21 protein-coding genes and 1 pseudogene are annotated in these 25,578 nt (G+C 67.5%); 15 read left to right on the top strand and 7 right to left on the bottom strand.

Annotation, left to right across the window (positions count from 1 at the left end; genetic code table 11):
- Nucleotides 1–59: 59 nt before the first annotated feature.
- From E1265_RS36960 to E1265_RS10240, 3 genes are all read right to left on the bottom strand, one after another.
- Nucleotides 60–227 (bottom strand): hypothetical protein, encoded by a 168-nt coding sequence (locus tag E1265_RS36960; RefSeq protein WP_004939628.1) that lies wholly within the window; start codon nucleotides 225–227, stop codon nucleotides 60–62.
- 132 nt (nucleotides 228–359) lie between these two features.
- Entirely contained in the window at nucleotides 360–695 is a 336-nt protein-coding gene (locus tag E1265_RS10245; protein ID WP_243740668.1) for a hypothetical protein, read from the bottom strand.
- Complete coding sequence (locus E1265_RS10240; protein ID WP_243740667.1) at nucleotides 692–1,186, bottom strand: ATP-binding protein; 495 nt, start codon at nucleotides 1,184–1,186, stop codon at nucleotides 692–694. Before E1265_RS10240 ends, E1265_RS10245 begins: the two co-directional genes overlap by 4 nt.
- Before the next feature lie 251 nt (nucleotides 1,187–1,437).
- On the opposite strand from E1265_RS10240, the gene E1265_RS10235 reads away from it, so the two are divergent.
- From E1265_RS10235 to E1265_RS10200, 7 genes are all read left to right on the top strand, one after another.
- The gene (locus E1265_RS10235; RefSeq protein ID WP_132929945.1) at nucleotides 1,438–2,781 is read left to right on the top strand and encodes a transcriptional regulator; all 1,344 of its coding nucleotides are present in this window, start codon (nucleotides 1,438–1,440) and stop codon (nucleotides 2,779–2,781) included.
- Nucleotides 2,782–2,852: 71 nt separating this feature from the next.
- Nucleotides 2,853–4,025, top strand: a complete 1,173-nt coding sequence (locus E1265_RS10230; RefSeq protein WP_132929944.1) for a serine hydrolase domain-containing protein — start codon at nucleotides 2,853–2,855, stop codon at nucleotides 4,023–4,025.
- Nucleotides 4,026–4,304: 279 nt separating this feature from the next.
- Nucleotides 4,305–5,594 (top strand): DNA cytosine methyltransferase, encoded by a 1,290-nt coding sequence (locus tag E1265_RS10225; RefSeq protein ID WP_243740666.1) that lies wholly within the window; start codon nucleotides 4,305–4,307, stop codon nucleotides 5,592–5,594.
- Nucleotides 5,595–5,785: 191 nt separating this feature from the next.
- Nucleotides 5,786–6,451: a very short patch repair endonuclease gene (locus E1265_RS10220; RefSeq protein WP_243740665.1), complete on the top strand. Its 666-nt coding sequence runs from the start codon at nucleotides 5,786–5,788 to the stop codon at nucleotides 6,449–6,451.
- 362 nt (nucleotides 6,452–6,813) lie between these two features.
- Nucleotides 6,814–9,147: an ATP-binding protein gene (locus E1265_RS10210; RefSeq protein ID WP_132929940.1), complete on the top strand. Its 2,334-nt coding sequence runs from the start codon at nucleotides 6,814–6,816 to the stop codon at nucleotides 9,145–9,147.
- A 14-nt stretch (nucleotides 9,148–9,161) separates the two neighbouring features.
- Nucleotides 9,162–10,820 (top strand): DEAD/DEAH box helicase family protein, encoded by a 1,659-nt coding sequence (locus E1265_RS10205; RefSeq protein ID WP_132929939.1) that lies wholly within the window; start codon nucleotides 9,162–9,164, stop codon nucleotides 10,818–10,820.
- 56 nt (nucleotides 10,821–10,876) lie between these two features.
- Complete coding sequence (locus E1265_RS10200) at nucleotides 10,877–11,443, top strand: hypothetical protein (protein ID WP_132929938.1); 567 nt, start codon at nucleotides 10,877–10,879, stop codon at nucleotides 11,441–11,443.
- A 119-nt stretch (nucleotides 11,444–11,562) separates the two neighbouring features.
- Here the strand turns inward: E1265_RS10200 and E1265_RS10195 are convergent, their stop codons facing one another.
- From E1265_RS10195 to E1265_RS10185, 3 genes are read right to left on the bottom strand one after another with little or no spacing between them, the layout of a single operon-like run.
- Nucleotides 11,563–13,317, bottom strand: coding sequence for a hypothetical protein (locus E1265_RS10195; RefSeq protein WP_132929937.1), 1,755 nt, complete (start codon nucleotides 13,315–13,317; stop codon nucleotides 11,563–11,565).
- Between the two features lie 19 nt (nucleotides 13,318–13,336).
- Nucleotides 13,337–16,387, bottom strand: a complete 3,051-nt coding sequence (locus E1265_RS10190) for a DEAD/DEAH box helicase (RefSeq protein ID WP_132929936.1) — start codon at nucleotides 16,385–16,387, stop codon at nucleotides 13,337–13,339.
- Entirely contained in the window at nucleotides 16,384–17,559 is a 1,176-nt protein-coding gene (locus tag E1265_RS10185; protein WP_132929935.1) for a sigma-70 family RNA polymerase sigma factor, read from the bottom strand. Before E1265_RS10185 ends, E1265_RS10190 begins: the two co-directional genes overlap by 4 nt.
- Nucleotides 17,560–18,405: 846 nt before the next feature.
- On the opposite strand from E1265_RS10185, the pseudogene E1265_RS10180 reads away from it, so the two are divergent.
- The 7 genes and pseudogenes from E1265_RS10180 to E1265_RS10155 all read left to right on the top strand — a co-directional run.
- Nucleotides 18,406–18,921 (top strand): annotated as a pseudogene (locus E1265_RS10180) (peptidoglycan recognition family protein); the annotation flags it as partial.
- A gap of 558 nt (nucleotides 18,922–19,479) precedes the next feature.
- Nucleotides 19,480–19,626 (top strand): hypothetical protein, encoded by a 147-nt coding sequence (locus E1265_RS36950; RefSeq protein ID WP_165953717.1) that lies wholly within the window; start codon nucleotides 19,480–19,482, stop codon nucleotides 19,624–19,626.
- Between the two features lie 169 nt (nucleotides 19,627–19,795).
- Entirely contained in the window at nucleotides 19,796–20,110 is a 315-nt protein-coding gene (locus tag E1265_RS10175; RefSeq protein ID WP_132929934.1) for a hypothetical protein, read from the top strand.
- A 1,334-nt stretch (nucleotides 20,111–21,444) separates the two neighbouring features.
- Entirely contained in the window at nucleotides 21,445–22,629 is a 1,185-nt protein-coding gene (locus E1265_RS10170; protein ID WP_132929933.1) for a helix-turn-helix transcriptional regulator, read from the top strand.
- 110 nt (nucleotides 22,630–22,739) lie between these two features.
- Nucleotides 22,740–22,922, top strand: coding sequence for a hypothetical protein (locus E1265_RS10165; protein ID WP_132929932.1), 183 nt, complete (start codon nucleotides 22,740–22,742; stop codon nucleotides 22,920–22,922).
- Nucleotides 22,919–23,143 carry a hypothetical protein gene (locus E1265_RS10160; protein ID WP_132929931.1) on the top strand — a complete coding sequence of 75 codons (225 nt, stop codon included), beginning with the start codon at nucleotides 22,919–22,921 and terminating at the stop codon, nucleotides 23,141–23,143. The genes E1265_RS10165 and E1265_RS10160 overlap by 4 nt, the downstream gene beginning before the upstream one ends.
- A gap of 601 nt (nucleotides 23,144–23,744) precedes the next feature.
- A complete protein-coding gene (locus E1265_RS10155; RefSeq protein ID WP_132929953.1) occupies nucleotides 23,745–24,356 on the top strand; it encodes a DinB family protein in 612 nt (203 codons plus the stop codon).
- Here E1265_RS10155 and E1265_RS36945 read toward each other — a convergent pair.
- Nucleotides 24,350–24,520, bottom strand: a complete 171-nt coding sequence (locus E1265_RS36945) for a hypothetical protein (RefSeq protein WP_165953716.1) — start codon at nucleotides 24,518–24,520, stop codon at nucleotides 24,350–24,352. The genes E1265_RS10155 and E1265_RS36945 overlap by 7 nt on opposite strands.
- Between E1265_RS36945 and E1265_RS10150 the strand changes: the two genes are divergently transcribed.
- The gene (locus E1265_RS10150; RefSeq protein WP_132929930.1) at nucleotides 24,519–25,346 is read left to right on the top strand and encodes an MOSC N-terminal beta barrel domain-containing protein; all 828 of its coding nucleotides are present in this window, start codon (nucleotides 24,519–24,521) and stop codon (nucleotides 25,344–25,346) included. The genes E1265_RS36945 and E1265_RS10150 overlap by 2 nt on opposite strands.
- The last annotated feature ends 232 nt before the right edge of the window (nucleotides 25,347–25,578 follow it).

Raw genomic sequence — 25,578 nt, 5'->3', positions numbered from 1 at the left:
ACACGGCGGGGGCCGACACGGCCAGTCGTGCCGGCCCCCGCCGCTTGGTGCGTGCGTGCCTACTCGCTGTCGTGCAGGTTGCCGTCGCCGCCCGGCCACGGCGCATCGCCGGAGCTTCCGGCGTTGTCGGACCGAAGGCTGTCGTACCGGTCGTGCACGGCGGTCAGCTCCTCGACCGCCATCAGCAGGCCGCTACGGGCCGGAGGCGGTGCCGTGCGCTCTTCCACCTCGTGCTCCTTCCTCTTCGGGTCTCCCGCCGGGGATCCGGCGGAAGGTCATGGCCGCCTCACGGCCGTGGGAGAGATGGATTTCCGTGAGGCGGCGGTCTTTGGGGGGCTCGGTGAGCCCGGACTCCGCGCCTACGACCAGGCGGCCTGGTTGCTCACCGGGAGGACGGCCGCGTCCTGGCGCATGTTGGCCTCCAGGACACGCTGATCCAGTGCGTACAGGCAGGCGCGGCACGCAAAGAGAGCCGCGTGCATGCCGCTCGAGCGGACGGGCCCGATCCACGTCACCTCGACGTCGTCACGGCCGCACCACAGCCAGCACTCGCCGTGGGTCTGCCATTCATGCCGGTCCCACAGTGCGTAGGCCGTCGGCTCACCTGTGACGGGGTCGATGTCGCGGCGGGTGAGGCGGAAGACCACATCGCGGTCCGGAGACGGATCCGCCCGTACTGCGTGTTTCCCCGTCACGCGACTGCCACCGTCAGCAACTCGGACTGGACTCCGCCCCGGCACTTGGCCCACATCGCGAATAAGCCACGCGGACCGGTGGCGGCAGGTTTTCCCTCAACCACCGTGGGTAGCGCCAGCTCGGCCCATACCCGCTTACCGGGGCCGGCGGGCTCCCAGGCGCAGTGCGCCGCGAGTAGTCGGACCAGCGCCAGACCGCGCCCATGCTCGTCGTCCGCCTGGGCACATCCGGGCCGAGGAACCGACGGGTCGCCATCCAGGACATCGATCACCAAGCGACCAGGCCGGTGGGAAAGGGTGACGGTGATCGGCCCCGCCCCGTGGACCACGGCGTTGGTGATGAGCTCGGAGGCGACGAGTCCGACGGCGTCGGCAGCCTCCTCGTCCGGCGGCACACTCCATGCGCGTACCTTGTCGACGATCTCGCGCCGAGCCAGGGGCACCTCGGATTCGGTACCCGCGAGGTCGAACCGATGGACGAGCGTGGGCATGGCGGACGCCTCCGAAGAGCTGGAGAGCGGCTCCATCCCCGACGGGGGGCGCGGGAATGGAGCCGCCGATCTGAGGAACCGCCCCGCAAGCGTTCAGCTGGGCGCTCGCTGGCGGCTGATACCCAGTCAACGCCGCTACCCCGGCCCGTCGGAACGTTTCTAGGGGGTTTCCCCTGGGGACGCCCTCCCCGTAGCCGGACACGAGACGTAGCCTCACAGCTACGCCTTGAGGGGGTGACAGGAGTGATGACGTGCCTGCCCAGCCGTTAGCAGTCCATCCGCTGAGCTTCCTCCTCCAGACGCGTGGATGGGGCAAGGCCGAATTCGCCCGGCTCATGCAGGAGCACGGGAGGAAGCTCGGTATCCCGCTGGCGACCAACCGGACGACTGTCTGGAAGTGGGCACAGGGTCAGGAGCCGGACGCGGACGCCCAGCGTGTCCTGGCCGACCTGCTGGGCGTCCCGTATGAGCAGGCTCGTACGGAGGGATGGCCCCGCTGGCTCCCGGTCTGGGAGGTGACCGGGCTTACCGCTCCCTGGACAGAGGCCGGTACCGTCGAGGCGTTGTCCGATCTGGTGGGGAGTGGACGGATGGATCGCAGAGGCTTCCTGACCATCACGGGAGCCGCTCTGACGGGTCTCGCGGCAAGCTGGGTAGATGCGCCGTCCGCCATGGCCACGGCGCTCAACGGTGACCGGGTCACGGACACGATGGTCTCGACGATCGAGCAGCGCATCAGCACCCTCCGCACGCTCGACGACCAGCTTGGCGGCGCGCGGCTGCTGGAACAGGCGCGAGGCGATCTGGCTCTAGTCACCGGCCTCCTCAGCGGTGGCCGCTACACCGACAAGGTCAGGCTCCGGCTGTACGCGCTGGCGGCCCGCGTGTCGCACCTGACCGGATGGATGGCCTACGACGCCGGTCTACGATCCGCAGGCCAGCGCTATTACGTCGGCGCCCTCCGCAGCGCCCGCACCGCCGCCGACGACGCCTTCGGCGCTTTCATCCTCGCGGAGATGGGCGTGCACGTCTCCGAGGCCGGGCGCACCGCTGAGCGTGTCGACCTCATCTCGACCGCGATCGACAACGCGCCACGCTCTCTGTCGCCCTGTACCCAGTCGTTCCTCTACCTGCACAAGGCAGAGGCGCTCTCACGCGACGGCGACCACCGCGAGGCCGGCGCGGCACTCAACCGTGCCACCTCCCTGTGGGAGCGCCACGTGACGGATGAGAACCCTGACTGGCTCGACTGGTTCGGCGAGGCACAACTGCGGTCGACCGAGGGAAAGGTCCTGTTGCGCTCGGGGCAGGTGGAACGCGCGACCTGTTCCCTGGAGACGTCCGTGACGAGAGCCGCCCCCCGGGACAAGGCGGTGCGGTCAAGCCGTCTGGCTGAGGCGCGGCTCGCCGGTGGTGACCTGGAGGGTGCGTTGGACGCCGCGAACTACGGCGCCGGACTGCTGGAGGACAGTGTCAGCTCCGTTCGGGCCCTGAACCGCCTCAAGGAGTTCTCCACGCGGTTGGAGCCGCACAAGTCCGTACCTCCCGTTCGGGAGTTCCGCGAGCGTCTGCAGGAACTGTCCGTCGCCGTTTGATGTCGACCGTCTGACCACCGGGGACGAGCCGTCTCGGTGAAGAGGGCTGCAAGACTGCCAGGATGGCCGACATGACGACGATCAACGGTGAGGTGGCCCCCGGGTTCGAGCCGGTGCGGGCGGCGTTCATGGAGAACTTCACCCGGCACGGAGACCTCGGCGCGGCGGTGTGCGTGTACCGGAACGGCCGACCGGTGGTGGACCTGTGGGGTGGCGTGGCCGACGCCGAAACCGGTCATCCCTGGACGCGTGACACGCTGCAACTGGTCTACTCGGCGACCAAAGGAGCGACCGCCACCGCCGTGCACATGCTGGCCGAGCGCGGAGCACTCGACCTGGACGCGCCCGTCGCGAAGTACTGGCCGGAGTTCGCCGCGAACGGCAAGGCGGACATCCCGGTGCGCTGGCTCCTATCCCACCAGGCCGGCCTGGTCGCGCTGGACCAGCCGGTGCCGTTGAAGGATGCGCTGGCCTGGCACCCGATGACGGCTGCACTGGCCGCGCAACGCCCCCTCTGGACTCCGGGCACAGCGCACGGCTACCACGGCCGGACCTGGGGCTGGCTGGTCGGCGAGGTGATCCGACGGGTGTCCGGCCGCTCACCGGGCCGCTTCTTCGCCGACGAGATCGCGGCCCCGCTGTGCTTGGACTTCTTCATCGGCTTGCCCGTCGGCGAGCGCGATCGAGTCAGCCGCATGGTGCACCAGCGGCCCGACGTCGACCTCACCACACTGCCCACCGAGTCGGTGCCCGAGGAACTCCGCGAGCAGGTCGGCGCATGGCGGGACCCGAACTCATTCAGCAACAGGGCGTACGCTGTCACCGACCCTTCCGAGATCGACTTCGACTCACCGGAGGTACAGGCCGCGGAACTCCCGGCCTCCAACGGCATCGGCACCGCACGCGCGCTGGCGCGCATGTACGCCGCGCTGATCGGCGAGGTGGACGGAGTTCGCCTGCTCTCCCCGAGCGCCCTGACGTCGGCGACCGAGGAGCAGGCCAACGGTAAGGACCAGGTCATGCTGATCCCTAGCCGCTTCAGCGCCGGGTACATGCTGCCCACCGAGAGCAACCCGATGATCGGGCCGAGGTCATTCGGGCACACGGGCCGAGGAGGGTCGCTCGCCTTCGCCGATCCGGAGCATGGTGTTGCCTTCGGATACGCGATGAACAAGATCATCACGGGCGGTGACGACGTGCGTGCGGCTGTACTGGTCGACGCGGTCCGGAGATCACTGTCGTAGTTGGCCGAGAGCGCACCTTTGGGTCGACCCGCCCGTAGGCGGCTGAATCCGTGCCTGTCCTCTCCTTGGCCACCGTGCCTCGCCAGGCGGGACTGTTGCCGGGTACGTGGGGCGCGAAAAAAACGCGGGACGTCTGGCGGTATCGCACGCCTATAAACCCAACGCGCCCCCTTGACTCAGGTGATGGCTCAGTGCATCACCCTTCCCAAGAGCCCTACTCCGCGGTATGGTTTTACAATGTCTGAGCAGCAAGAAGAACGATCTCCTGACCGTACGGCGGTGGAGCTGTTCGCCGGCGGTGGCGGCTTGGCCATGGCCGTCGGGCGGGCGGGTTTCAGGCCGCTCCTCTACAGCGAGGTCGCCACACGCGCCTGCGAGACGCTGGAGGCGAACGGCGCCAAGGAGCGGGGCCCGGAGGAGTGGATCCCGGAGCCTGGCGGCCCCGTCCCCCTCGTCAAAGGCGATGTCCGCGGGCTCGACATGAAGTATCTGAGTGGCAAGGTTGACGTGCTGGCTGGCGGGCCGCCTTGTCAGCCGTTCAGCCTGGGGGGGATCGCCAAGGGGGACGAGGACAAGCGGAACATGTTCCCAGAGATGTTCCGTGCCGTTCGCGAGATCCAGCCGAAGGCCGTCATCTGCGAGAACGTGGTCGGTCTTCGGCGTAAGTCCTTCGAGCCCTACTTCCAATACATCCTGCGGGAGTTGGCCTATCCGTACCTGGAACGCGATCCGGACAGCACGTGGCAGGAGCACGACGCGCTCCTGCGTGCTTACGATGCCGACTTGAAGGCCGGCCGTACCTCCGACCCATCTGGAGGCCACGAGCTTTATGACGTCGTCGCTACTAACGTCAACGCGGCGAACTACGGGGTGCCGCAGGTCAGGAACCGGGTGATCATCGTCGCCTTCCGCCGAGACCTCGGGGTGGACATTGAGGCGTTCGAGCGGAGCGTGAAGCCCACCCACTCACATGCCGCCCTGGTCCGCTCCATGCGGGAGGGCGACTACTGGGACCGCCACCAAGTGCCGGACCACGTCCGCGATCGAGTCATGGCGGAGCTGCCGAAGCAGACCGCCTTCGATACCGAGGAGGCGTCACTCCTTCCCTGGAGGACATTCCGTGACGCGCTCGCCGGACTGAACGGTGAGCCGCCCCTGCCGCCCGTTCCCTGGGCACACCTCGACCGACAGGAGCGCTACCTGGGAGGCGTGACGAACCACATCGGCTGGCCCGGCGCGCGCATCTACAAGGGGCACACTCCCAACGAGCTGGACCGCCCGGCGAAAACGGTGAAGGCGGGCGTCCACGGGGTGCCGGGCGGTGAGTCGGTGATGCTGACCGACGACCGCGTTCGCGACCCCTCCGCTCCGGGCGGATGGAGGTACAAGCACCGGTACATGACCGTCCGGGAGACGGCTCGCGTGATGACGTTCCCGGACAATTGGGTGCTGGAGGGTCCACGAGGAGAGCAGATGCGTCAACTCGGGAACGCCGTTCCCGTTCTGTTGGGTGAGGTCTTCGCTAAGGCAGTGGCTACCGCCTTGGACAACGCGCGGAGCACACGGTGACCTCCGCGAAAGCGACTCCACGCCAGGCCCGCTGGAAGGACAAGCAGCCACCCGAGCGGGCTTGGAAAGGGCGGCCTGGCAGGACGAGGGCTCAAGCGACGGCGGAGCAGGACAAAGCCGCGGGCGGGCCGGACCGGCGCTGGGTAGACTTGGGCGATGGCCGCCGAGCGCGCGCGTCCGTCGAGCTTAAGATGCTGACCAAGACCCGCCGGATCCGGGCCTATTTGCGCTGGTCGGACAGGGGGACCACGCGAAAGCCCGTGTACCTCGGGGAGGTCGACCACGCCACCCGACGCGAGAACCTCGCCGAGGCTTGGCGCAGGGCAATCGAGCGTGGCCACGTGCTGCCCGAGGAGGAAACGCCGGCGTCGTCCTGGGCGGCGAGCCGCTCGGTTCGTGCCTCCATGCGGGGTAACCGATCACGTGACACGACCCCGGAGAAGCTCCTACGCAAACACCTGCATGAGCGGGGCGTGCGATACCGCGTCTCGCATCGCCCTATGGCGAGTGTGCGGCGAACCGCTGACGTGGCCTTCCCCGGCGTGAGGGTGGCCGTGTTCGTGGATGGGTGCTTCTGGCACGGCTGTCCGGATCACTGCCGGTGGCCGGGAACGAACGAGGAGTTCTGGCGAGACAAGATCGAGGGGAACCGCGCGAGGGATTCCGAGACCAACCGCCTGTTGGAGCAGTCGGGGTGGCTGCCTGTGCGGGTCTGGGAGCACGAGGACCCATCGGAGGCGGCTGACAAGATCATCGCCCTTGTGAGGGCGCGGCGCCGGGTCACGGCTCCTAAGACGCGTGCTTCACAGGTCGCCATCTCCCAGAAGGTCGGCGACGGCGTCCTCAGCGCGACGTAGCACGATGCGGCCGTCGCCCGCGCTATAGGCGAGCAGACGGCTGCCGCATCCAAGGCCGGCCTCCGCCAGTAGGCCCACGGGCAGCTCGACCCGACCGTTCTCATCGATGGTTACCTCGGCGGGCTCTCGGATCATGAGAACCAGTCTGGCATGCGTGAGGAAGGATCGTCGGCGGTGCGTCGCCGCTGGTGCGCGGGCTGGTCCTGCGGATCCCGAACTGATTGTCAGTGGGCGTCAGTAGAGTAAACGCATGCTGACGCGAGGTATCTGGGGGGGCGAGTCGCGGGCAACGCGAAGCTCAGTCCCCGCCGGTCATACGCACTTCATCAAGGACGACGCGGTCACCCGGGGAGCGACGACGCATGTCTGAGGGCCAGTACATCAACGTGATGCCGCACCCCCGCATCCTCGGTGTCCTGGGGGACATCGAGTTCGCGGCCTGGCAGTGCCTCGCCGAGCTCGTGGACAACGCCTTCGACGTGTTCCAGTCCTCTCCCGAGACGGGCGGCGAGAGGCCCACCGTGAGCATCTCGCTGCCGACCGCGCAGGACTTCCGGTCTACGGCTGAAGTGATCGTCCAGGACAACGGCCGAGGCATGAGTCTGGACGAGGTGCGTAATGCGATCAGCGCTGGCTGGAGCGGAAACGGCCGACACGGCGCGCTCGGTCTGTTCGGCATGGGCTTCAACATCGCGACAGCCCGCCTCGGTCGCAAGACGGTCGTCCGTACAGGGCGTTCCGGCGACTCCTACTGGACCGAGGTCACGCTTGATCTTCCGCAGATCGAGGCGTCGGCCGCGTACCAGGCTCCGTACCGCCAGGTGCCCAAGGCGAACCCTGCTGAGCACGGGACCGTCATCACCATCAGCGACCTCAAGGGGGAGCAGTTCGAGGCGCTTCGTCGCCCCAACGCCCTCAAGGTGATCAGGGAAAAGCTGGGTGATGTGTACAGCTACCTCCTCACCGAGCGGGGCTTCCGACTGACGATCAACGGCAAGAAGCTGCCTCCCAGGAAGCCGTGTGTCTGGGATGAGAAGCGCACCGTCACACGGCGAGGCGTTGAGATCAGCGCCGTTCAGCGCATAGACGTCCCCCTCTCGGACAAGAAGGCGTGCATGGCCTGCGGGTACTGGAACCCGCTCGACGTTGATCGCTGCCGTGAGTGTGACCAGGACCGGCTTGAGGTTCGTTCCCGCCGTATCTGGGGCTGGCTCGGGATCCAGCGCTACGTTCACCGCACGGACTATGGCATCGACTTCCTGCGCAACGGCCGAAAGATCCTCCTCAAGGACAAGCGGGTCTTCTACTGGACCGACGAGGACGGCCTCGGCGAGCCAGAACTCGAGTACCCGATCGACTCCAAGGCCGCGACTGGGCGCATCGTCGGGGAGATCCACTGCGACCACGTCACCCCGAACTACCAGAAGACTGCGTTCGAGTTCGAGACCGCCGAGTGGCACCAGGTACTGCGGGCCATTCGTGGGGAGAGTCCGCTGCGCCCGGAGATCGCCAAGCGGCGCCAGCTCCCGGAAAACGACGGCCCGCTCGCACTCCTGTACTCAGGCTTCCGCCGCCAGGACCCCGGCCTGAACTACTTGGTACCCGGAAACGGCAAGGAAGCCATCCACGAGAAGACCGTCCAGTGGGCGAAGCTGTTTCGGGACGACCATCCCGACTACCAGAGCGACGATATCTGGTACGAGGCGGCCTACGGCCACGATCATCCGCACCAGGACGACCCGGGTTCCGACTCGGACAGTGACACCGACGAGCTCCTGCCGGGCCTTGGGCCCGTCACTCCTGGCGAGGAGAACGGCGATCAGGAAGTCCCCGGGGCAGAGGACGTACCGCTGGCCGACGATCCGGCGCCGGTAGAAACCTTCGAACAAAGGCTGCAGCGTTATCGCGACAACGCGGACCAGTTCCCCGACCTCGCCGGCGAGTACTTGATTCCCGAGATGGGTCGGATCGAACTGAGGGTCTGGGCCGTACGGGACCAGCGACTCACCAACGCCAAGGATCAGGAGACCCCGGCCTTCGCCATCATGCTGCGCTCTCCGCAGCTGGAGGTCTTCGTCGACTCCGATCACCAGCTCTACCGAGAGCACGGGGCAGACATGCGTGACATCGCGCTGCTGGAGGCGGCCGAGTACATGCGCGTCCGGCAGAACGACAACTCCACGCCGCTGTCGCAGTTGCTGCTCCTGTTCAAGGAGCGCTCCTCCAGCCCCCGCCTCACACCGACCGCGATGGCCGACGAGGCCGAGCGGTTGTTGGAGCGGATCCGCACTTTGATGGCCCCGGTGATCGCGGAGACCCCCGCTGTTCACTGGCTGCAACTACGAGCGGACGAGAGGGAGGCCGCCGAGGAGCGTTTCGCCTTGGAGTCCGAGCCCGGGCTCGACTGGAACGAGGCGGTCAACAACGGGGACTTCATCCGTTTCGCTCCCGCCAGTGCCGTCCTGCGCGTCATCAGCGAGTCGCCGGCCCTCTTTATGGACGGGAAGGTCTTCCGACGCTCCTATGCCGCGCTGTCGGCCTCGGACGCCCGCGACTTGATCGTGGAACGCTTGATGAACCCTCTGAGCGACCTGGCGCTCCTCGCGCAGCACCGGCCGAAGGTCACTCCAGAGGAGTTGGGGCGCATTCGCGTCAGCTGCCGCTTGATCGCCCGTGACCTCGCGGACGACAGCTGAGGATCGGAGAGGCGATGCACAGCTTCCTGGACCCGGGCCCACTTCTCGACGCCGGGCCACTGCAGTTCCCTAGGCGTGTCGAGCGGCTCCTTTGGCATCTCGGTTTCACGGACGTCGCCGTTATCGATGGCTCCGGTGACGAGGGTGGCGACGTCCTCGCTCGTCGGAGGGGAGAGCTGTGGGTCTTCCAGTGCAAGTGGAAGCGACGGGGGGTCGTCGGCGCTGAAGCCGTGGACGAGGTCGACAACGCGCGAGACCACTACAGCGCGCATCAGGCCGTCGTCGTAACTAACAGCCGCTTCAGCTCGGAAACCCGACGCCGAGTCGACGTTCTGTCGCGTATCCGTCCCAGCATCCACCTCTGGGAGGGCGGTCACCTCGCCCGCAGCTTCAAAGGGATCCCGCCCCGCTTCGGAGAGGTGACGCCTCGCCCCTACCAGGCCGAAGCCCTTTGGGCCCTGGACAAGGACCTGGACTCACACGGACGCGCCCTGCTCATCCTGGCTACGGGGCTCGGCAAGACGGTGGTCGGCGGCGAGGTCATCGCGGCGCACCTCCGCCGTCACCCCACGGATCAGGTTCTCGTAGTCGCTCACGCCAAGGATCTTGTCCAGCAGCTGGAGCGCGCCCTCTGGCGACACCTCCCCAAGGACATCCCGACCCGTCTCCTCACTGGGGATACTCGCCCGGACGACCTGTCCGGAGTGACGTGTGCCACGGTGGGCTCCGCTCTGCCAGCCGCCCGCTTCGGCTACCGGCCGGCACTCGTCATGGTTGACGAGGCTCACCACGTCGGCGAGGACGGTCAGTACGACGAGCTGCTCGACGTGCTATCTACCGCTAGGCAGTTCGGCGTCACGGCCACACCCTGGCGAGGAGACTCGCACGACATCAGCCACCATTTCGGGCCGGCGAGCTACACGCTCGGCATCGAGGAGGGCATGCGTCGGGGTTACCTGGCACAGGTGGATTACCGGTTGTTCGTCGACAACGTCGACTGGGATGTCGTGAAAGCGGCTAGCGAGCACGAGTACGGCCTAGCTGACCTCAACGCCCGTCTCTTCCTGCCACAGCGGGACGAGTCCATCCGAGATGAGCTGGCTGCCGCATGGGCAGCAACCGCCAATCCCCGAGCCATCGTGTTCTGCCGCACAGTTGAGCACGCCGAGCGACTAGCCGAACTACTGCGTCGCACCCCCTTGTGGTCCGGGGCCCTGGCCCTACACGCCGGCCTGGCCAAACGTGAGAGGCAAAGCCGCCTCCTAGCCTTCCGTAGCGGCGACGTCCCCATCCTCACCTCGGTTGACATCCTCAATGAGGGGGTGGACGTCCCCGACGTCAACATCCTCTGTTTCGCCCGGGTTACTCACTCCCGGCGCATCTTCGTCCAGCAGCTGGGAAGGGGGTTGCGACTCCGGGAGGGCAAGGAGCGGGTGACGGTGCTCGACTTCGTCAGCGATCTACGCCGCATCGCGGCGGCCCTCAACATGAAGCGAAGCCTGGAGGGTGGTGAGGTCGAAGTCCTGGACCAAGTCGCCCCATCACAAATTGAGTTCAACGACCAACGGGTTGCGACCCTTATGGAAGAGTGGATCAAGGACGCGGCCAGTCTCGAAACCGCGTACGACGAGCACCGCCTGCAGTTCCCGTCCGCCCTCGCCGCCTTGGAGTAACCGCCTTGCCGCAGCTCAACCTTCCGGAAGCTCTTCGACGTCGCATCCTCCTCAGCATGTACCGCACCGCCGACGAGCTGGATTGGGAGTTCCTGGGCAATCCCGGGAAGACCGCTCAGTACCGCCGATGGTTCGATGACCCAGATATTGGCGGGGAGCTGCGAAGGTTTGCCAGCGACCAGGACGTCCGGGTATGGATCAAGGACGTACCGATGAAGGAGTACGCCAGGGCTCAGGAGGGTATCGGCAACTTCGTCCCGTACGTCCGCCGCCGTTTCCGCGGGGCGGACGAGGTTGTCCAGTTCTTCTGCGGAGCTGGTTGGTCCGTGGTCCCGGACACGGTAGAGGGCAAGCCCAACCACTGTCTCGCCACTGACGGCAACGCCACGCGCTACATCTGCTGGGGTAAGGCCGGGGTCCTGAAGGACCTCATCTGGGCAGCGCTGAACGAGGCCATCGACTCACCTACCCGCCCCGGCATCGTGATCACGACCAGGGACGGCGAGACGATCCCCCAGCACGTGCGCGAGCGTCATACTCAGCTGGCGAATCACTGCGGCGTCGATCTCGATCACCTGCACCGCTCCATGATCGATAATCCCGACCTGACCACGATGCCATAGATCACGACCCTCCGGATCATCCACAGCCGCCCAGCTCCGCAGGCCAAGGTCCTGGAGGATGAGGCCGGCGCTCGCCCCACCTGGCTGGAAGGGCGAGCGCCGAGGCGATGGCGTTCAAGTTATGACTTGTGGTGTGCGGTGGTGGCGAGGAAGCCGTCGGGGCCGAAAAGGGCAGTGCGGTTCAGGTATCGATTGAAGTGGTCACACGCTGGCTCGCCTAGGTGCAAACAGGCGGGGCAAGCGCCGCCATTACGTTCGCAGGCCGGATCCATGGCACACCTGGATTCGGCGCCGGCGATGCTGCCGAGCAGAATGTGTAGGTCATTCTCAAAGACAGCTTGCAGGCCACCCAGGACGAAATCGCCGCGGCTGGCAGCGAAAACGAAAAAGCCGTTGTGTCGAGGGATGAGGTATTCGCCCAGTCCTTCTCGGTCGACACCAGCGAAGACAGCGAGTTGGCGGATAGCCCGGTGTGCGTAGGAGTGGATAAGGGTGAGAAGGTCCCGGCCGACAGGCGAGGCGTCCTCCGGGTCACTAAAGCGAGAAGGCGGGGTCACGTGGGCGGCGAGAACAGTGCGGGCGGTGCGCGCGTCAGTTGCTGGCGGGAGCACGTGCCCGCGTTGACGCAAGACGGTGTGGACTAGGAGCGGATCGAGGCGGAAGAACAGCGCCTCAGTGGATCGTAGATCAGCATAGATTCGTCGTCCGCTCTTTCCCGTGAACAGACTAAGGCGGGAGTTACCAGGCTCGCCTCCGCCTCTTGTATACCCGTATACGGCCTTGAGGACGGGGAAATCTGTGAACAGATCCACCCCCGAAAGGCCAGCGCGCCGCAGAGCCGCAGGATAATCGCCTTCATAGCGGGTTCGAACGGCGAGCGGAGTCGCAGGGGTGATGAGGTCGGCAATGCGCTGGCGGGAGCCCTTCTCGGTCGCCGCCAAGGCGACGTCTACGGCCTCCCGTTCAGCGGCCTCGATTTGCAGGCTGGGGGCACTGGCGAGTTCGCCGAGGTCTTCCTCAGCACCCAGTTCACCTGCTTCGCCAGCCACAGCGGCCATCTTCTCGGCAACCGCGCGGGTCAGCCCAGAAGCGACGAGCTGGTCGACTAGGGAGGTCTCGGTCTGGCGGCCCGCGCCTGGCCGGGAGTCCTCAAAACCACCCAAGGCCCAAACCAAGGCACGACGCGGTCCCCCAGACTCGGTTACACGGCGCATCGCGGCGCGGCTTGCTGGGTTGATTTGCGTGAAGGTCTGGGGCGTATAAACGCTGGCGGATCGATGGACGTTGTAGCGCAGGTACTCAGCGTTCTTGGCCTCGGAGTACCTACGCCCGCAGGGACACTTGCGCCATGCGAAGCCTTTCTGGATCTCCTTCTGGCAGACGGGGCACTCGAATCGGATGCGCGCGGCGTCCATGCTCGACTGATGGGGCATGCGGACCTGCCGATGCTCACGGCATAGAGGAATCGCTGGTTGCTCCAGCAGTCCACAATCGTGGAATCCGACGAAGTGCAGCTGTCGCCAGTGATTATTCCCGCACTGGCAGGTCTTGGCGGCGCCGGTCTCTACACGCCGGCACACTCTGCACACCCATACCAAGGGAAAGCGCTCGACGCGCACTCCTCGTTCGGGATTAACGCCGACGACTTCGACCGGACCGCCCGCGCGCAGGTAGTTCACCGCAGTGGCGTCCAAGCCGCGGCCCACCCAGCCCTCGAGTTCGGAGATTAGGCGGCCTCTGATGATCGAGTCCTCGACATCAACGGGGCGCGGGTCCTTCCATTCGGTGGTGCGCCAGATTCCGCCCTTGAGGTCAGCGGTCTGCTGCGGGAGGAAGCTGTAGAGGATCTGGGATCCGCTGCGCTCGTCCTTCATCGCTGTGCCTTCCCTGTGATTAGTCGTCGCTGACGGGGATCTGGGCTTCGACATCGCGCAGGGAACGCATGGGGGCGCGCGCGAGCAGCTGGTTGGGCCACTTGGCTCCGTCTCCGGGGTTCTCGAGGCGCATGAAGTAAGTCTCGAGCTGCCGGGAAACGTCGGAGAAGGCCAGATGGTGTTGTTCAGCCACGCCCAGGGCGGCGGCGCAAGCTCTGGCCTCCTCCTCGGCGGTCAAGCCTGTCTGGGTGGTGAACTTGCGAAGCAGGTCCACGGTGGTCAACCGTCCGCCAGCAGAACGCGGTTCGTGGACGAACAGACGGCGGGACTCGATTGCCGCGCTGGTAGTCAACTCCAGTACACGACGGCTGGCGCGGGTGATGGGAATGGGTTCCACGAAGCGGTCGCCCTGCTCGATGAAGGGCCGGAACTGGGAGAAGACGGCGGAGTCTCGTTCGCGGCCGATCTTGTGGATGACGTAAACCAAGCCGGGATGAGCGCGTCCTACGCGGGCCGTAGCCTGAATGAACTCCGCGGTTGTCAGCGGCACACCGAGCACCGTCATCACGTTCAGCCGGTCGACGTCCACGCCGTGCGAGATCATCGAGGACGCAGTGACGACGTGCAGGCGCTCCAGAAAGTTGGCCTCCGGGCGCAAGAGGCGCTGCAGGGTCTCGCGCACTTCTTCGAAAGGAGTCTGCCCTGTGAGTTGGGCGGCGTTGAGTGGGCTTACGGGGACCTGGGTTCCGAGAGAGCGCCGGGCGGCCTCGACATCGCGCACGGTATTGCCATACACGACATGAGTGCCGTAGAGGTTCAGGAGCATGGGCACGTGGACGAGGTCGACGCCTGCCTGAGCGCATACGGCCTGGGGCTCGTCGAGCAGGCGGCGTACGGACTGCTGGAGGATGGTCGTAGTACGGTCTGAAACCCACTCGAGTGTGACCCCGCGCGGCCACACCGCGACGAACCTGCGCAGCAGCCGATCCGTCTCACGAGACCAAAAGGACTCGCGAGCGGAAGGCCCTGGAACCGGGAAGACACGCCCTCGTCGGTTGTACAGGACCTTCACCTGGCGCTCAAATCCAGTGAGAGTCGCCGACGAGGCGATGATTTTCGGGGCTCGGCCGGTGAGTTCCGTCTGCAAGGCGTCCAGCAACGACTCGTAGTGAGAGTCCACCGCGCCGAGGGAGTCCCGGAGCAGGTGCAGTTCGTCTTGCAGTCGGAAGGAGGGGGCGAATCGCGCACGGTCCCGAGCTGCCAGGGGGGTGGTGTCACCAGGACAATCGGGGACCAGACAGCCGGTTGGCCGTTTGGCTCGCTTCGCGTAAGTGAACCCATGGCCGGGACGTGAACAGCGCCCGGCCGGCCCCTCGAAGAATCCCCGCATGCCTCCCTGCATGGCGATCAGAGCGGCCTTGTCCAGCGTGCCGATAACAACGGTGGGCAGGAAGCGATAGATCTCCTGGTCGACGACGTACACCGGTAGCGGCTTGCCTTCGCTGGGGCACCCAGTCGCGACGCACAGGTGACGCAGGGTCCAGTCACCGCGGTGGAACTTCATGCGGATCTCCTTGGACCCGCAGAATGGGCAGGCGGTGAGGACCTGGTAACGGTCCGCCATACGAGGTTCGTCCACGTCGATGGGGTTGTGATCGGTGGGCGCGGTAGGGACTTCGTTCGGGGTCGCGCCAGCGCCGATGAAGTAACCCAGGGAAATAGGCTCTCCACCGATCATGCATTCGCGACGCACCAGCTCGGCTGCGGCCAGGGCATCCGCGAAGCGCTGGGTCTGCTGGAGGGACAGCATGCGTAGCGGGAATCGACTCCAGGCCGTGATGCCTGCGAGCTTCCCGCGTAGCCGATCGTAAAAGGCGGCTAGGACGAGCAGACCGAGATACGTCTCGGTCTTGCCGCCACCGGTGGCGAACCACACGATCTCCACCTGCTGCCAGTCTTCACCTTCATTCACCAGGGAGGGCAGCACTGAGAGGATGAAGCCGATCTGGAACGGGCGCCAGCCGGCGTAGCGCCCACGGGCCGCGCGGCGCATGGCACGGTTCATGAGCTGGAAGGCTTGGCGTAGATCGGCGTCCCGTTCCAGAACGGCCGCGCCCGCACGTAGCCGCTGGAGTTCGGCCGTATGCTCCGCAGCGGCTTCCACGGCTTCTTGAAGCATCTCCGGCTTCCAAGATTCCTCTGTGGCGCGGCGTTGCAAGGCTTCCGAAGACCAGTGCTCAAGCCCCCATGCCTCGTACGCCTCCACCAGTCGCGCGAGGGTGGCCACCGGTTCTTGGGCAAGGTTCTCGAAGGTCAACGGCAGGAGCCGTGCGTCGGTTCGCTCAAAGGTGTATTCAGGACGGTATCGATCAACAACCACCTGATCGGTCGTTACAAGTTCATTGGCGCTCCGGACAGCAACGCCACAGTTGATGCCGATGGCCGGCAGGCGCCGGTCGTAGCGAAAACTCTCGGGCAGGGATTCGAGCAGGAAGGGAGTGGTCAACAGGTCGAGGACCGTCAGTTCCACCTCGAAGAGATGGCGCTCGCCTCGCTGACGTGAACCCTCAGGCGTGGTGTTCACGAGTTCCACTACGAGCTCAGGACTGCCGCGCCAGGACTCATCTGTCACGCGCACTTCCGCACACGAGCCCACCGCCCCCGCGGCATCAAGGGCCTCGGCGATCTGGCGCCCGCCGAAGGCCGCTCCCGCAGCGCCCAAGGGGACTTCGATCGGCAACACTACGTCGATCGACGCCGTCTTCTCCCACTTCTCGCCTCGTCCCTCCGAACCCCGCACCTGGTTCCAGGCCAGCGCCCGCACGCGCGCCCGCAAGGTCCATGGCCCCTCGCCCTCAGGCCGCACTCGCAGGCCAATCGCGCATGGGTCCATGCGCCGCTCCCTGCGTACTGTGGCCGCCTCGCTTTCCGGAGCCAGCCGGCCCAACCAGTACACCCCGGCAGGGTCCGCGTCCAGGACGTCGTCCCGATCGCCTCGACCCTCCGCGGTTACCTGGCTGTCGAGCCAGTCCACGAACCGGCTCTGTGCATCCACCGCGTCCTGCGTCACGCCGCCTCCATCGCCAAAAACTCCAGCGTCAGCCGCTTAAGGCGGCAGCTATCCCGCAGACGCTCGAGCAATTTCTTCTCCAGTTGCCGCACTCGCTCACGAGTGCAGCCGAATTCCTTGCCCAGCGCCTCCAGCGTCATGGGATCCTCGCCGTCCAGGCCGAACCGTCCCTCCAACAACCGCGCCAAGCGTGGGTCGGCGTCAGTGAGCATGGCGCCGATCGTCCCCAAGATCTGATCCTTCAAGAGCCGCCGAATGATCTCGTCCTCCGGCCGTTCCACCTTGGATGCGAGTACCAAATCGCCGAGCGTGGCGCCGCCCTCCTCGTCTACCGGAACATCCAGGTGGATAACCGGGGCGGAGTAGTCCAGCAGTGCGCGGATATTCTCCGGCTTCTCCCCCAACCCCTCGGCCAGTTCCACCACGGTGGCGGAGCGCCCATTGCGCTCCTCGAAACGTCGCGCGTACTGCTCCACGCGGCGCAGGTCGTCACGGACATGCACCGGCAAGCGCACCACGGAGCCGGTGTTCGCGATGGCCCGGGTTACCGACTGCCGCACCCACCAACTCGCGTACGTCGAGAACTTGTAACCCATGGTCGGATCGAACTTCTCCGCCGCGCGGTTGAGACCGAGAACCCCTTCCTGGATCAAGTCATCCAGTTCCAGGTCGCCAGCACTCGGCAGATAGCGCCTCGCGATGTCGATAGCAAGGCGTACGTTGTGCCGGACCAGTGTCTTGCGAGCTTCCTCGCCGTCACGAATCAGCTCAGCCACATCACCGGACGCCTCACAGTCGACCGCGGGCTCTTCCGTCCTCAGAGACTCCTCCGCCCGCAGCCCCATCTGGATGCGTCGCCCCAGCGCCACCTCTTCCTCGGCCGCCAGGATCCGATGACGTCCCAGCCGCCCCGGGTAGGCGTCCGACTGTTCTCGACCGCTGAATCCCGTGGGCCTGGCGTCCGCCTCGGCTCCGCCACTGGCCAAAGCGTTGTTCTGCGCTTCTTCGCTCAGCACCCCGTGCTCACGCAGGACGGCCAGGACACGGCCCAACCGCTGTGGATCAATACCCCGGCGGCTGGCCACCTGCACTACGTGAGCGCGCTCAAGTCGGCCAAGGCGCTCACTGTCCTCCAGCAACGCCTCGACGCAGGCTTCGATCACGTCTTCCACGCTGAAGACGCCCTCCCCTGAAATCAAAAACGAGTTTCCTGGACGCCGAGCGATGCTGTTCCCCGCCCCCTCGACCCAGTGCAAGAAAGCTAGGACAGCAGATCTACCGAGCGCAAGCGGAAGTTCGATTTACGGCTACTCAACGCCTTTTAAGGCTGACTGCCGGAATGCTTCCCAGGAGGGCCAATATGAGAGTTAGGCCCGACTCGTTGACTCGCCGCCTCCGGGCCGCTACATTTGCCGCACAGGCTGAAACTCGATCTTAGATCATGCGTTCGAGGAGTGCCGCGTCAGCGGCTGGCAACCTCGCCTTGTACGCGCTCGCAGGCCGCTCGTCGCACACAGCATTCCTTGCGCACTCGCGCATGCACTTTCTGATGTCCCGCTATCACGCGGTGAGAGAATTCGCGGTCGGCGTCTACCGAGTCCAATCTTCGTGGGCGGACTCTGAGGCTCCTCTCAAAGGGCGGCAGGTGGAGGACTCATGTGAGCCAGCACCGCAGAATGAGGTGGCCCCTGCAGCCGTTCGGAGACGATACTGGGAGCCATCGGGGAGCCAACCCGCTCCCCGAGCCCCTTCGAGCCTACGCGAGACCAACCGTTCCCCGCGTCTGACCTGCGGAAATGTCGTCGCTGCTGGCAGGCTCACCAACCGGACCTCATTCGGGACGAAGAGGTCGTGGGTTCAAATCCCGCCACCCCGACGGTGAAACAGCAGGTGAGAGGCCCCCTCCCTATTCGGGAGGGGGCCTCTTTGCGTCTCGAAAAGAGCCTGGGAGTGAGCTGGGAGTGGATCTTGAAACGGCTATCTGGGAGTGGCGCGTTCCTGGAGCAGCCGGTCGAGGGACGCACAACCGCAACCGGGCCGGCGCCTGGGGTCCGGTGCACGGCGTGATGATCCATCACACGGTCACCTCGGGCACCGACTCCTCGGTGGCCCTGTGCTACAACGGCCGCTCCGACCTGCCGGGCCCGCTGTGCCACGGCGTGATCGCCAAGGACGGCACGGTGTATCTCGTCGGCCACGGCCGCGCCAACCACGCGGGCAGGGGCGACGGCGACGTGCTGGCCGCCGTCATCGCCGAGCGCGACCTGCCAGCCGACAACGAGACCGACACCGACGGCAACACGCACTTCTACGGCTTCGAGTGCGTCAACCTCGGCGACAACAAGGACACCTGGCCCGCCGCCCAGGTCGAGGCCATCGTGCGCGCCTCCGCGGCCCTCTGCCGCGCGCACGGCTGGGGCAAGGACGGCGACACGAGCGTGATCGGCCACCTGGAGTGGCAGCCGGGGAAGGTCGACCCGCGCGGCCCCGGCATCAGCATGGGCGACGTCCGGCGGCGCGTCGCCGAACGACTGCGGCACGACGCCGACTGCTCGCCCGGCGACAGCACTGACCGCGAGACGGGAAACGACACCCGGCCGGTCGGCCGGGGCGAGCTGGCGACGGCGGCCAGGACGGAGCCGAGGGCGAGCCAGGTGCGGAGGGCGCCCCAGGCGCCCCCGGGGTGGACGGCACAGACGGCGCCGGAGGCCCTGCTGGTCCACCCGGTCTGGCGGGCGAGCCGGGGCCCCGGGACCGCAGGGCGAGCAGGGTCCGGAGGGTGAGCGCGGCCCGGCCGGACCGGCGCCGTCGTCCTGAACGTGGACGAGCCCGGACGGCACGTCGTACCGGTGCACGCAGGCTGCGGAGGGCACGGAGTACGCGTGTGCGGCCACCTCGGCGCCGGATCCGTCTACGCCTCCGGGGCCGCTCGGCGCGGCCGCGCTCGACCCCCCGCGCGCAGGCAGTGGTGACCGTGCCGCCAGGTGTGCACATCGTGCACAACTGACCAGCAAAGGTGAACATCGTGCACAGTGCCCCCAAGCAGGCCCTGTCTGTAGCTTTTTGGCAAGTGAGCTACCCAGGAGGGGATCATGATGCGACGCATTGCGCTCGTCATCGCCGCCGCTGCGGCTGCGCTGGCGTTCACTGCGGGCACGGCCTCGGCCGACGCCTGGCCGAAGGGCGAGGTATCGCCCACGAACGTCAACCTGCCCAAGGGTGGCGGTTGGCCCAAGTGATCAACGGGATGGCCTCGTGCCATCACGCATCGCCCCCCGTCGCTGGCCTCACGGCCGCCGGCGGGGGCTTCGTCGCGTTCCGGCGGGCGCCCGCTGGTGGTGCGGATCACGGCGTGAACGAGTTCGGCGCCACAGACGCGGCGCTTCGCACGCCCGTACCATGCGGGTCGTGGCCGACACCGACACCGATTTCCCCGCCGACCTGCTCGCCGCCGAACGCGAGAAACAGCAGACGTGGGAGCGACTCGCCGCCATTCCGCTTCGCCCCTACGAGGACACGGCCGGTATCGAGCACCGCACCGACACCGGCTGGACGCCGGAGCATGGACAGGCCGAGGATGTGCTGCACCGCCGGCTGCAAGAGTTGTCCGCCGCTACGGCCACCCATCCGTATTGGGAGTCGTTCTCGGGGTCGGACCGGGTGCAGGCGCGGATGCGGCTCAAGCAGGCCGTGCTCAGCGAAGCCCAGGGCGCGGCCGAGTAGGTCAGGTGACGCCGCCCTTCACGGCGGCATGTTGTGGCCCAAGGGGCCGCACCGCACGCACGGATAACCTCCGACGTACCCAGTGTCGTCGCAGGAGGCGAACGGGCGCGGCGGCCGCCGGTCGGCGCTCCTCCAGGCCAGGTAGTAGCTGAAACCCGCGACAGCCAGGAGAAGTACGGCCACCAGGGCCGTCTGTGACGAGCTCACTCCACCACTGTGGCGGCCAGCGGCGCTAGGTCAACCATCCGGGATGCTGCTTGGGGCCGGGGCTCCTCGGCGCGGCCGCGCTGGATCCGGCCCGGCGCCAGTGGCGACCGCCGTTGTCAGGCCTGGGTGGCAGGCTCGGCTGTGCCATCTGTGCGTCGATCGCACACGCCCCGCTCTCCTTCGGGAGGGCGGGGCGCTTCAGCGTTTACGTTTCGGGCGTCACGGCCGGACGGGGGTCACAACGTGCCAAGGGTGCAGGCCGTATCCGCGTGCCGCGTCGTCACCCCCAGTGAGCGCAGCAGGTTGTAGCACAGCACGTGGCCGCCGATCTCGTTGTACTCGGCGAATTGACATGCCCGCGTTGCGTCGTACCCCACTGCGTACCCGACGTCATGGAGGTAGCCAGTGCAGTCTGCTACATCGGCTTGGGCCGGGGCGGCCGTCGCCAGGGCGCCTGTGGCCATGATGGCGCCGATTGACAATGAGGCAAGTACCCGTCTCACAGTGCCCTCCCCTTCGTTTGGTAGGGAGCAACTCGCCATGCCGCAGGGGTGATAAACGCCTCGGCAGCCAGTTCGGATGGTTTCAGCCGATTGGCACCTTGGGCCCGCACGCGTCGCACCGCTCGATCCGCTCCCCGTGCTCAGCCAGCGTGGCGCGCGCCTGCGCAGCCGTGAGGTCCGGGACGCCGGGCAGCCAGCATCCTGCACGGTGCAGCACGCCGCGCCGGGGCTGGTCGTGCGGCCGGCGGAGCCACCGCACCCATCAACCCAGGTGCTGCTCGGCCTCGGCCAGCGCCTGGCGGGCGGCGGCCAGCTTCTGTTCCAGCCACGCGATGATGCCGCGCAGGGCCTCCATGTCCGCCGGGTAATCGCTCACGGGGGCGAATCACAGAAGGTGCCGCACGGTGGGTGCTTTCCGGCCATTCCGGGCGTATCGTGCCGGTGCCTCGCAGACCCGGGTGGCCCCCCTGCTGCGAATGTCGCAGGGCTGCACGCCCCTGCTAGTCCCCGGTCTTACGGCCGGGACGCTCAACGGCCCCTCTCGCATCGCGGGAGGGGCCGTTCGCTGTTCCCCCCCAAGCTGAGGGGAGTACCGTCCTGTTGTCACCCAGAACGGAGTTCAGCATGCCACATCGCTCTGACGAGCACACCGGGGCGCGCATCGCTCGCGCGCGCAAGGTCCGTCGGCTGACCCAGAAGGAGTTGGCCGACCTCGCCCCGGTGTCGTACTCCACGATCACGAAGATCGAGCAGGGCATCCTGCCTGCCAGCCCGGCCGTGGTGAACGCCCTCGCCCGCGCCCTGTCGGTGCCCGTGACCGAGTTGACCGGCCAGCCGTACATGGATGAGCTGAGAAAGGATCAGCTCGACGGCCTGATCCAGCCGATCCGCGAGGCGCTCGACGTCTACGACTACGAGCCCGAGGACGATGTCGTCCCACGCCCGCTCGCCGACCTTGTGGAGCACGCCGAGGAGTTGTGCGCGCTGGTGCGGAGGACGGACCTCAAGCGCGCCGCCGCCGAGCTGCCGGGGCTGATCTACGAGGCGACCGCGACGGCGCACGTCGCACGCAGCACGGACGCGTGGCAGCTCCTGGCCAGCACCTACCGCACCGCTTACGACGTCACCAGCAAGTTGGGCTTCCCCGACCTCTGCACGGTGGCCTTGGACCGGATGGACTGGGCCGCGCACCGCGCCAGCGATCCGGTGCTGAGCAGCATGCGCCAGTACATGAGGGCGCTGGCCTACCTGCGCAGCGGCCAGTACCAGCGCGGTCAGCAGCTCGTGCGGCTCGGGATGCGCGCGTTGGAACAGACCGAGGCGGGCCGAGAGCGGGACGTCGTCACGGGCCAACTGCACCTCGGGTCGGCCGTACTCGCGGCCCGCGACCAGGACAAGACGGCCGCCGAGGGGTTCCTGGCCGAGGCCGAGCGGCTGGCCAAGCTGACCGGGCCGGCCGAGAAGGTGCACTGGCTGTCGTTCGGCCCGGTGAACGTCGCCGTACACAGGACGTCGGTCCTGGCCGAGTTGGATGAGTACGACGAAGCCGTGCGCAGCGCTGCGACCGTAGGCGCTCCGGAAGACTGGCCGCCGAGCAGGCTGGCACACCACCACGCCGAGGTCGCCCGCGCCCAGCTCTGGACTGGTGACACCGAGGGCGCCTTCAAGAGCTTGCAGGAGGCACGCCGGCTGGCGCCGCAGCAGACCCGCTACCACCCGACGGTGCGCGAGACCTACGCCGGCCTGGACGCGGCGAAGCGCCAGCTGCCGCAGACCTTCGTCGGATACGGCTCCTGGCTGGGCATGTAGCGCTCCGCGAACCTCTGGCCCCAACTATCAGTAAGGACTGATAGTTGGGGCCTTGTCACGGCGAAATCATGTGAGCGTCACCCAGCTTGTCCGTTCACGTGGAGCCGACCATGGACGTGATCCCACCACACGCTGAGCCACCGTCTGACGCCGTCACGCTCATCACGGGCTTGGAGGGAGCCGTCGACCCGGACGAGCCGGTGAAGTGTCTCTACTGCGGACTCGGCATCGTGTCCGATGACGACCACGCGACCACCTGCACCTGGCACGCCGGGAAGGCGGTCGCGCGGTGAAGCCGGACACGGGCGTGCGCTGGGCCCCCCACGAGTTGATCGGCGAGCTGGTCGAGGATCCATCGACCGGGCGAGTGGGCCGGCTGGTGGCCGTGCTCGAGCACATCGACCGTGAGACGAACAGCGTGGTCCGGGTCGAGGCGCACGTGCGGCCGGTGGACGGCAGCGGCCGGGAGTGGACCGCGAACGCGAACGACCTGGTGGCGGCCGATGGCTCGTGACTGCCCTCGTCACCGCCGACCGCGACGCCGGATCGCCGGCCTCGCGCTACCGGTGATGGTCGCGTGGGTGGCTGGCTACATGTCGGCCGTCCTGCTCCAGGTGATGCTGCGGTGACCGCGGCCTGCGTCGTGCTGGCGCTGCTGATCGTGTGGCTCCTGCTGAGCACGGCCTGCCTGATAGCCGCGGGCCGTGCGTGGTCTGCCGCGCTGTACGAGACCGAGGCGCCCTGATGCCCCCGGCGGGATCCGACAACCCCCAAGGCCCCCGCCGGGCCGGCCGCCCTCTGGGAGCCCTCCTCATCACCCCAGGGGCGGCCATCCAACCCCGTGCCGGCTCGCTGGTGAGCCGGGTCGGCACGGGGCTTCCGTGCCCACAACCGAGAGGGACGAACCGCTGTGAGTTCCCCCCTCAGCGCCATGCGAGCTTGGGTTCCTACCGCATCGCGTTCCTCCTTTCCGGCGGGCGCGGGTCCCGTTCGACGGACGTCGAGCGCGGCTTTCCACCGCTCGGTCAGGGCCGGTGAACCCGGGAGGTGAGCCCCTGCCAGGGCGCCCCTTATTCGGTGGCGGTCCCGTCGCCGTGCGCGTCACCATGCTCGGCATGGTCTCGGGTGAGAACTCCAGTGAGCCAACGGCGGAGCGGTGGACGAAGGCGACGGTCTACCCCGACATGTGGGTGGATCCGGATGACGATCCTCGGGAGACCGAGGTGGATCCCGGTGATGAGCGCGGGATGTTGCTCGACTACCTGCGGTACTACCGGCTCACCGTCGAGATGAAGTGCGCCGGGGTGGATGCCGAGCAGATGGCTCGGCGGTCCGTGCCGCCGTCGACGATGTCGCTGCTCGGGTTGGTGCGGCACCTGGTCGAGGACGAGCGGCACTTTCGGCGGGTGATGGCGGGGGAGGACGCGCCGCGCTTGTACCGGACCGAGGAGGATCGGGACGGGGACTGGAACGGCGCGGTCGCCGATCCGGCGGTCGTGGAGGAGGCCTGGCGGCAGTGGCGGGCGGAGGTGGAGCTCTCCGACCGGCTGATCGCCAGTGTGCCCGATCTCGGCGCCTGGAATGCCGGGTTCTCCGACTACGGGCCGGAACCGGGTGGGCAGCACCAGCTCCGGGATCTGCTGGTGGCGCAGATCGCGGAGTACGCGCGGCACTGCGGCCACGCGGACCTGTTGCGGGAGCGGATCGACGGCCGGGTGGGTCAGTGACCTGCGGTGGCCAAGGCGAGGGCCTGGGTCACCGCGCCGGGGATGTCGGCGATCGGGAAGAGGGCGTGCCGGACGGTGCGGTCGGGGCCAAGGACGAGGACGAGGCGTTTGACGCGCAGCTGTTGACCGGTGCGGAAGGTCGGCAGGCATAGGCAGGCAGGCATGGCTCAGGTGACCGAGTTGTCGTACTACCCGGTGAAGGGGTGCGCCGGGGTGACCGTCGCCGAGGCGCGACTGACCCCGGCCGGGCTCGCCCATGACCGGAGCTTCATGGTCGTCGGCGCGACGGGCCGGTTCCGGTCGCAGCGGCGGGACCCGCGCATGGCGCTGATCCGCCCCGCGATCAGCGACGACGGCGCGCGGCTCACGCTCACCGCGCCGGGCCACGGCGCGGTGGGCGTCGACGTCGACACCGAAGGCGACCGCCGGGGAGTGGAGATGTTCGGACGGGCCTACCGGGGCATCGACCAGGGCGACGCGGTGGCCGAGTGGCTGTCGGACGTGCTCGGCGCGGCCAGCAGGCTGGTGCGCGTGCCACCGGAGCACGACCGGGTGACGACCGGCAGCACGCCGGGCACCGCGGGGTACGCCGACGGCACCGCGCTGCTCCTCGCCTCCCGGGCCAGCCTGCGCCTGCTCGACCGGCGGCTGGCCGAACGGGGCGCGCCCCCGCTGCCCATGAACCGGTTCCGGGCCAACATCGTGGTCGACGGCTGGGACGAGCCGCACACCGAGGACCGCGCCCGCCGGATCACGATCGGCGACACCGATCTCGGCTACGCGAAGATCGCCATCCGCTGTGCCGTCACGATGGTCGACCAGGGCTCCGGGCGAAAGGCCGGGCCTGAGCCGCTGCGCACCCTGGCCGGCTACCGGCGGGCGACCGGGGGCGGGGTCGCGTTCGGCGCCAAGTTCGCCGTGCTCAGGACCGGTCGGCTGGCCGTCGGCGACGAGGTCGCGGTCAGCGAGTGGGGGGCGTCCGAGCTGTAGCGGGAGCCGGTCGCGGTGGGGGCGGGCCGCTCCGGCGCCCTGCTGCCCGCACCGGCGCTTCCCGCGCTAATTCGGATGCGCGGCGGCTACGTGTAGTGGTGGGATGGACACGTGGCGCGTCGAGGGGTGGAAGGGTGGGGTGCCGATGTGGGGCAGGAAGGCGAAGGCGCGGGAGGAGTTCGTCACCGAGTCCGAGCGGGTCTTGTTCGGGGGGCGGTTGCGGTACGACATG

This window comes from Streptomyces sp. 8K308, from assembly GCF_004348315.1.
Classification (GTDB): Bacteria; Actinomycetota; Actinomycetes; order Streptomycetales; family Streptomycetaceae; genus Streptomyces.
The sequence above is the reverse complement of the archived record's forward strand: the minus strand, read 5'-3'. Positions and strand labels throughout refer to the sequence as shown.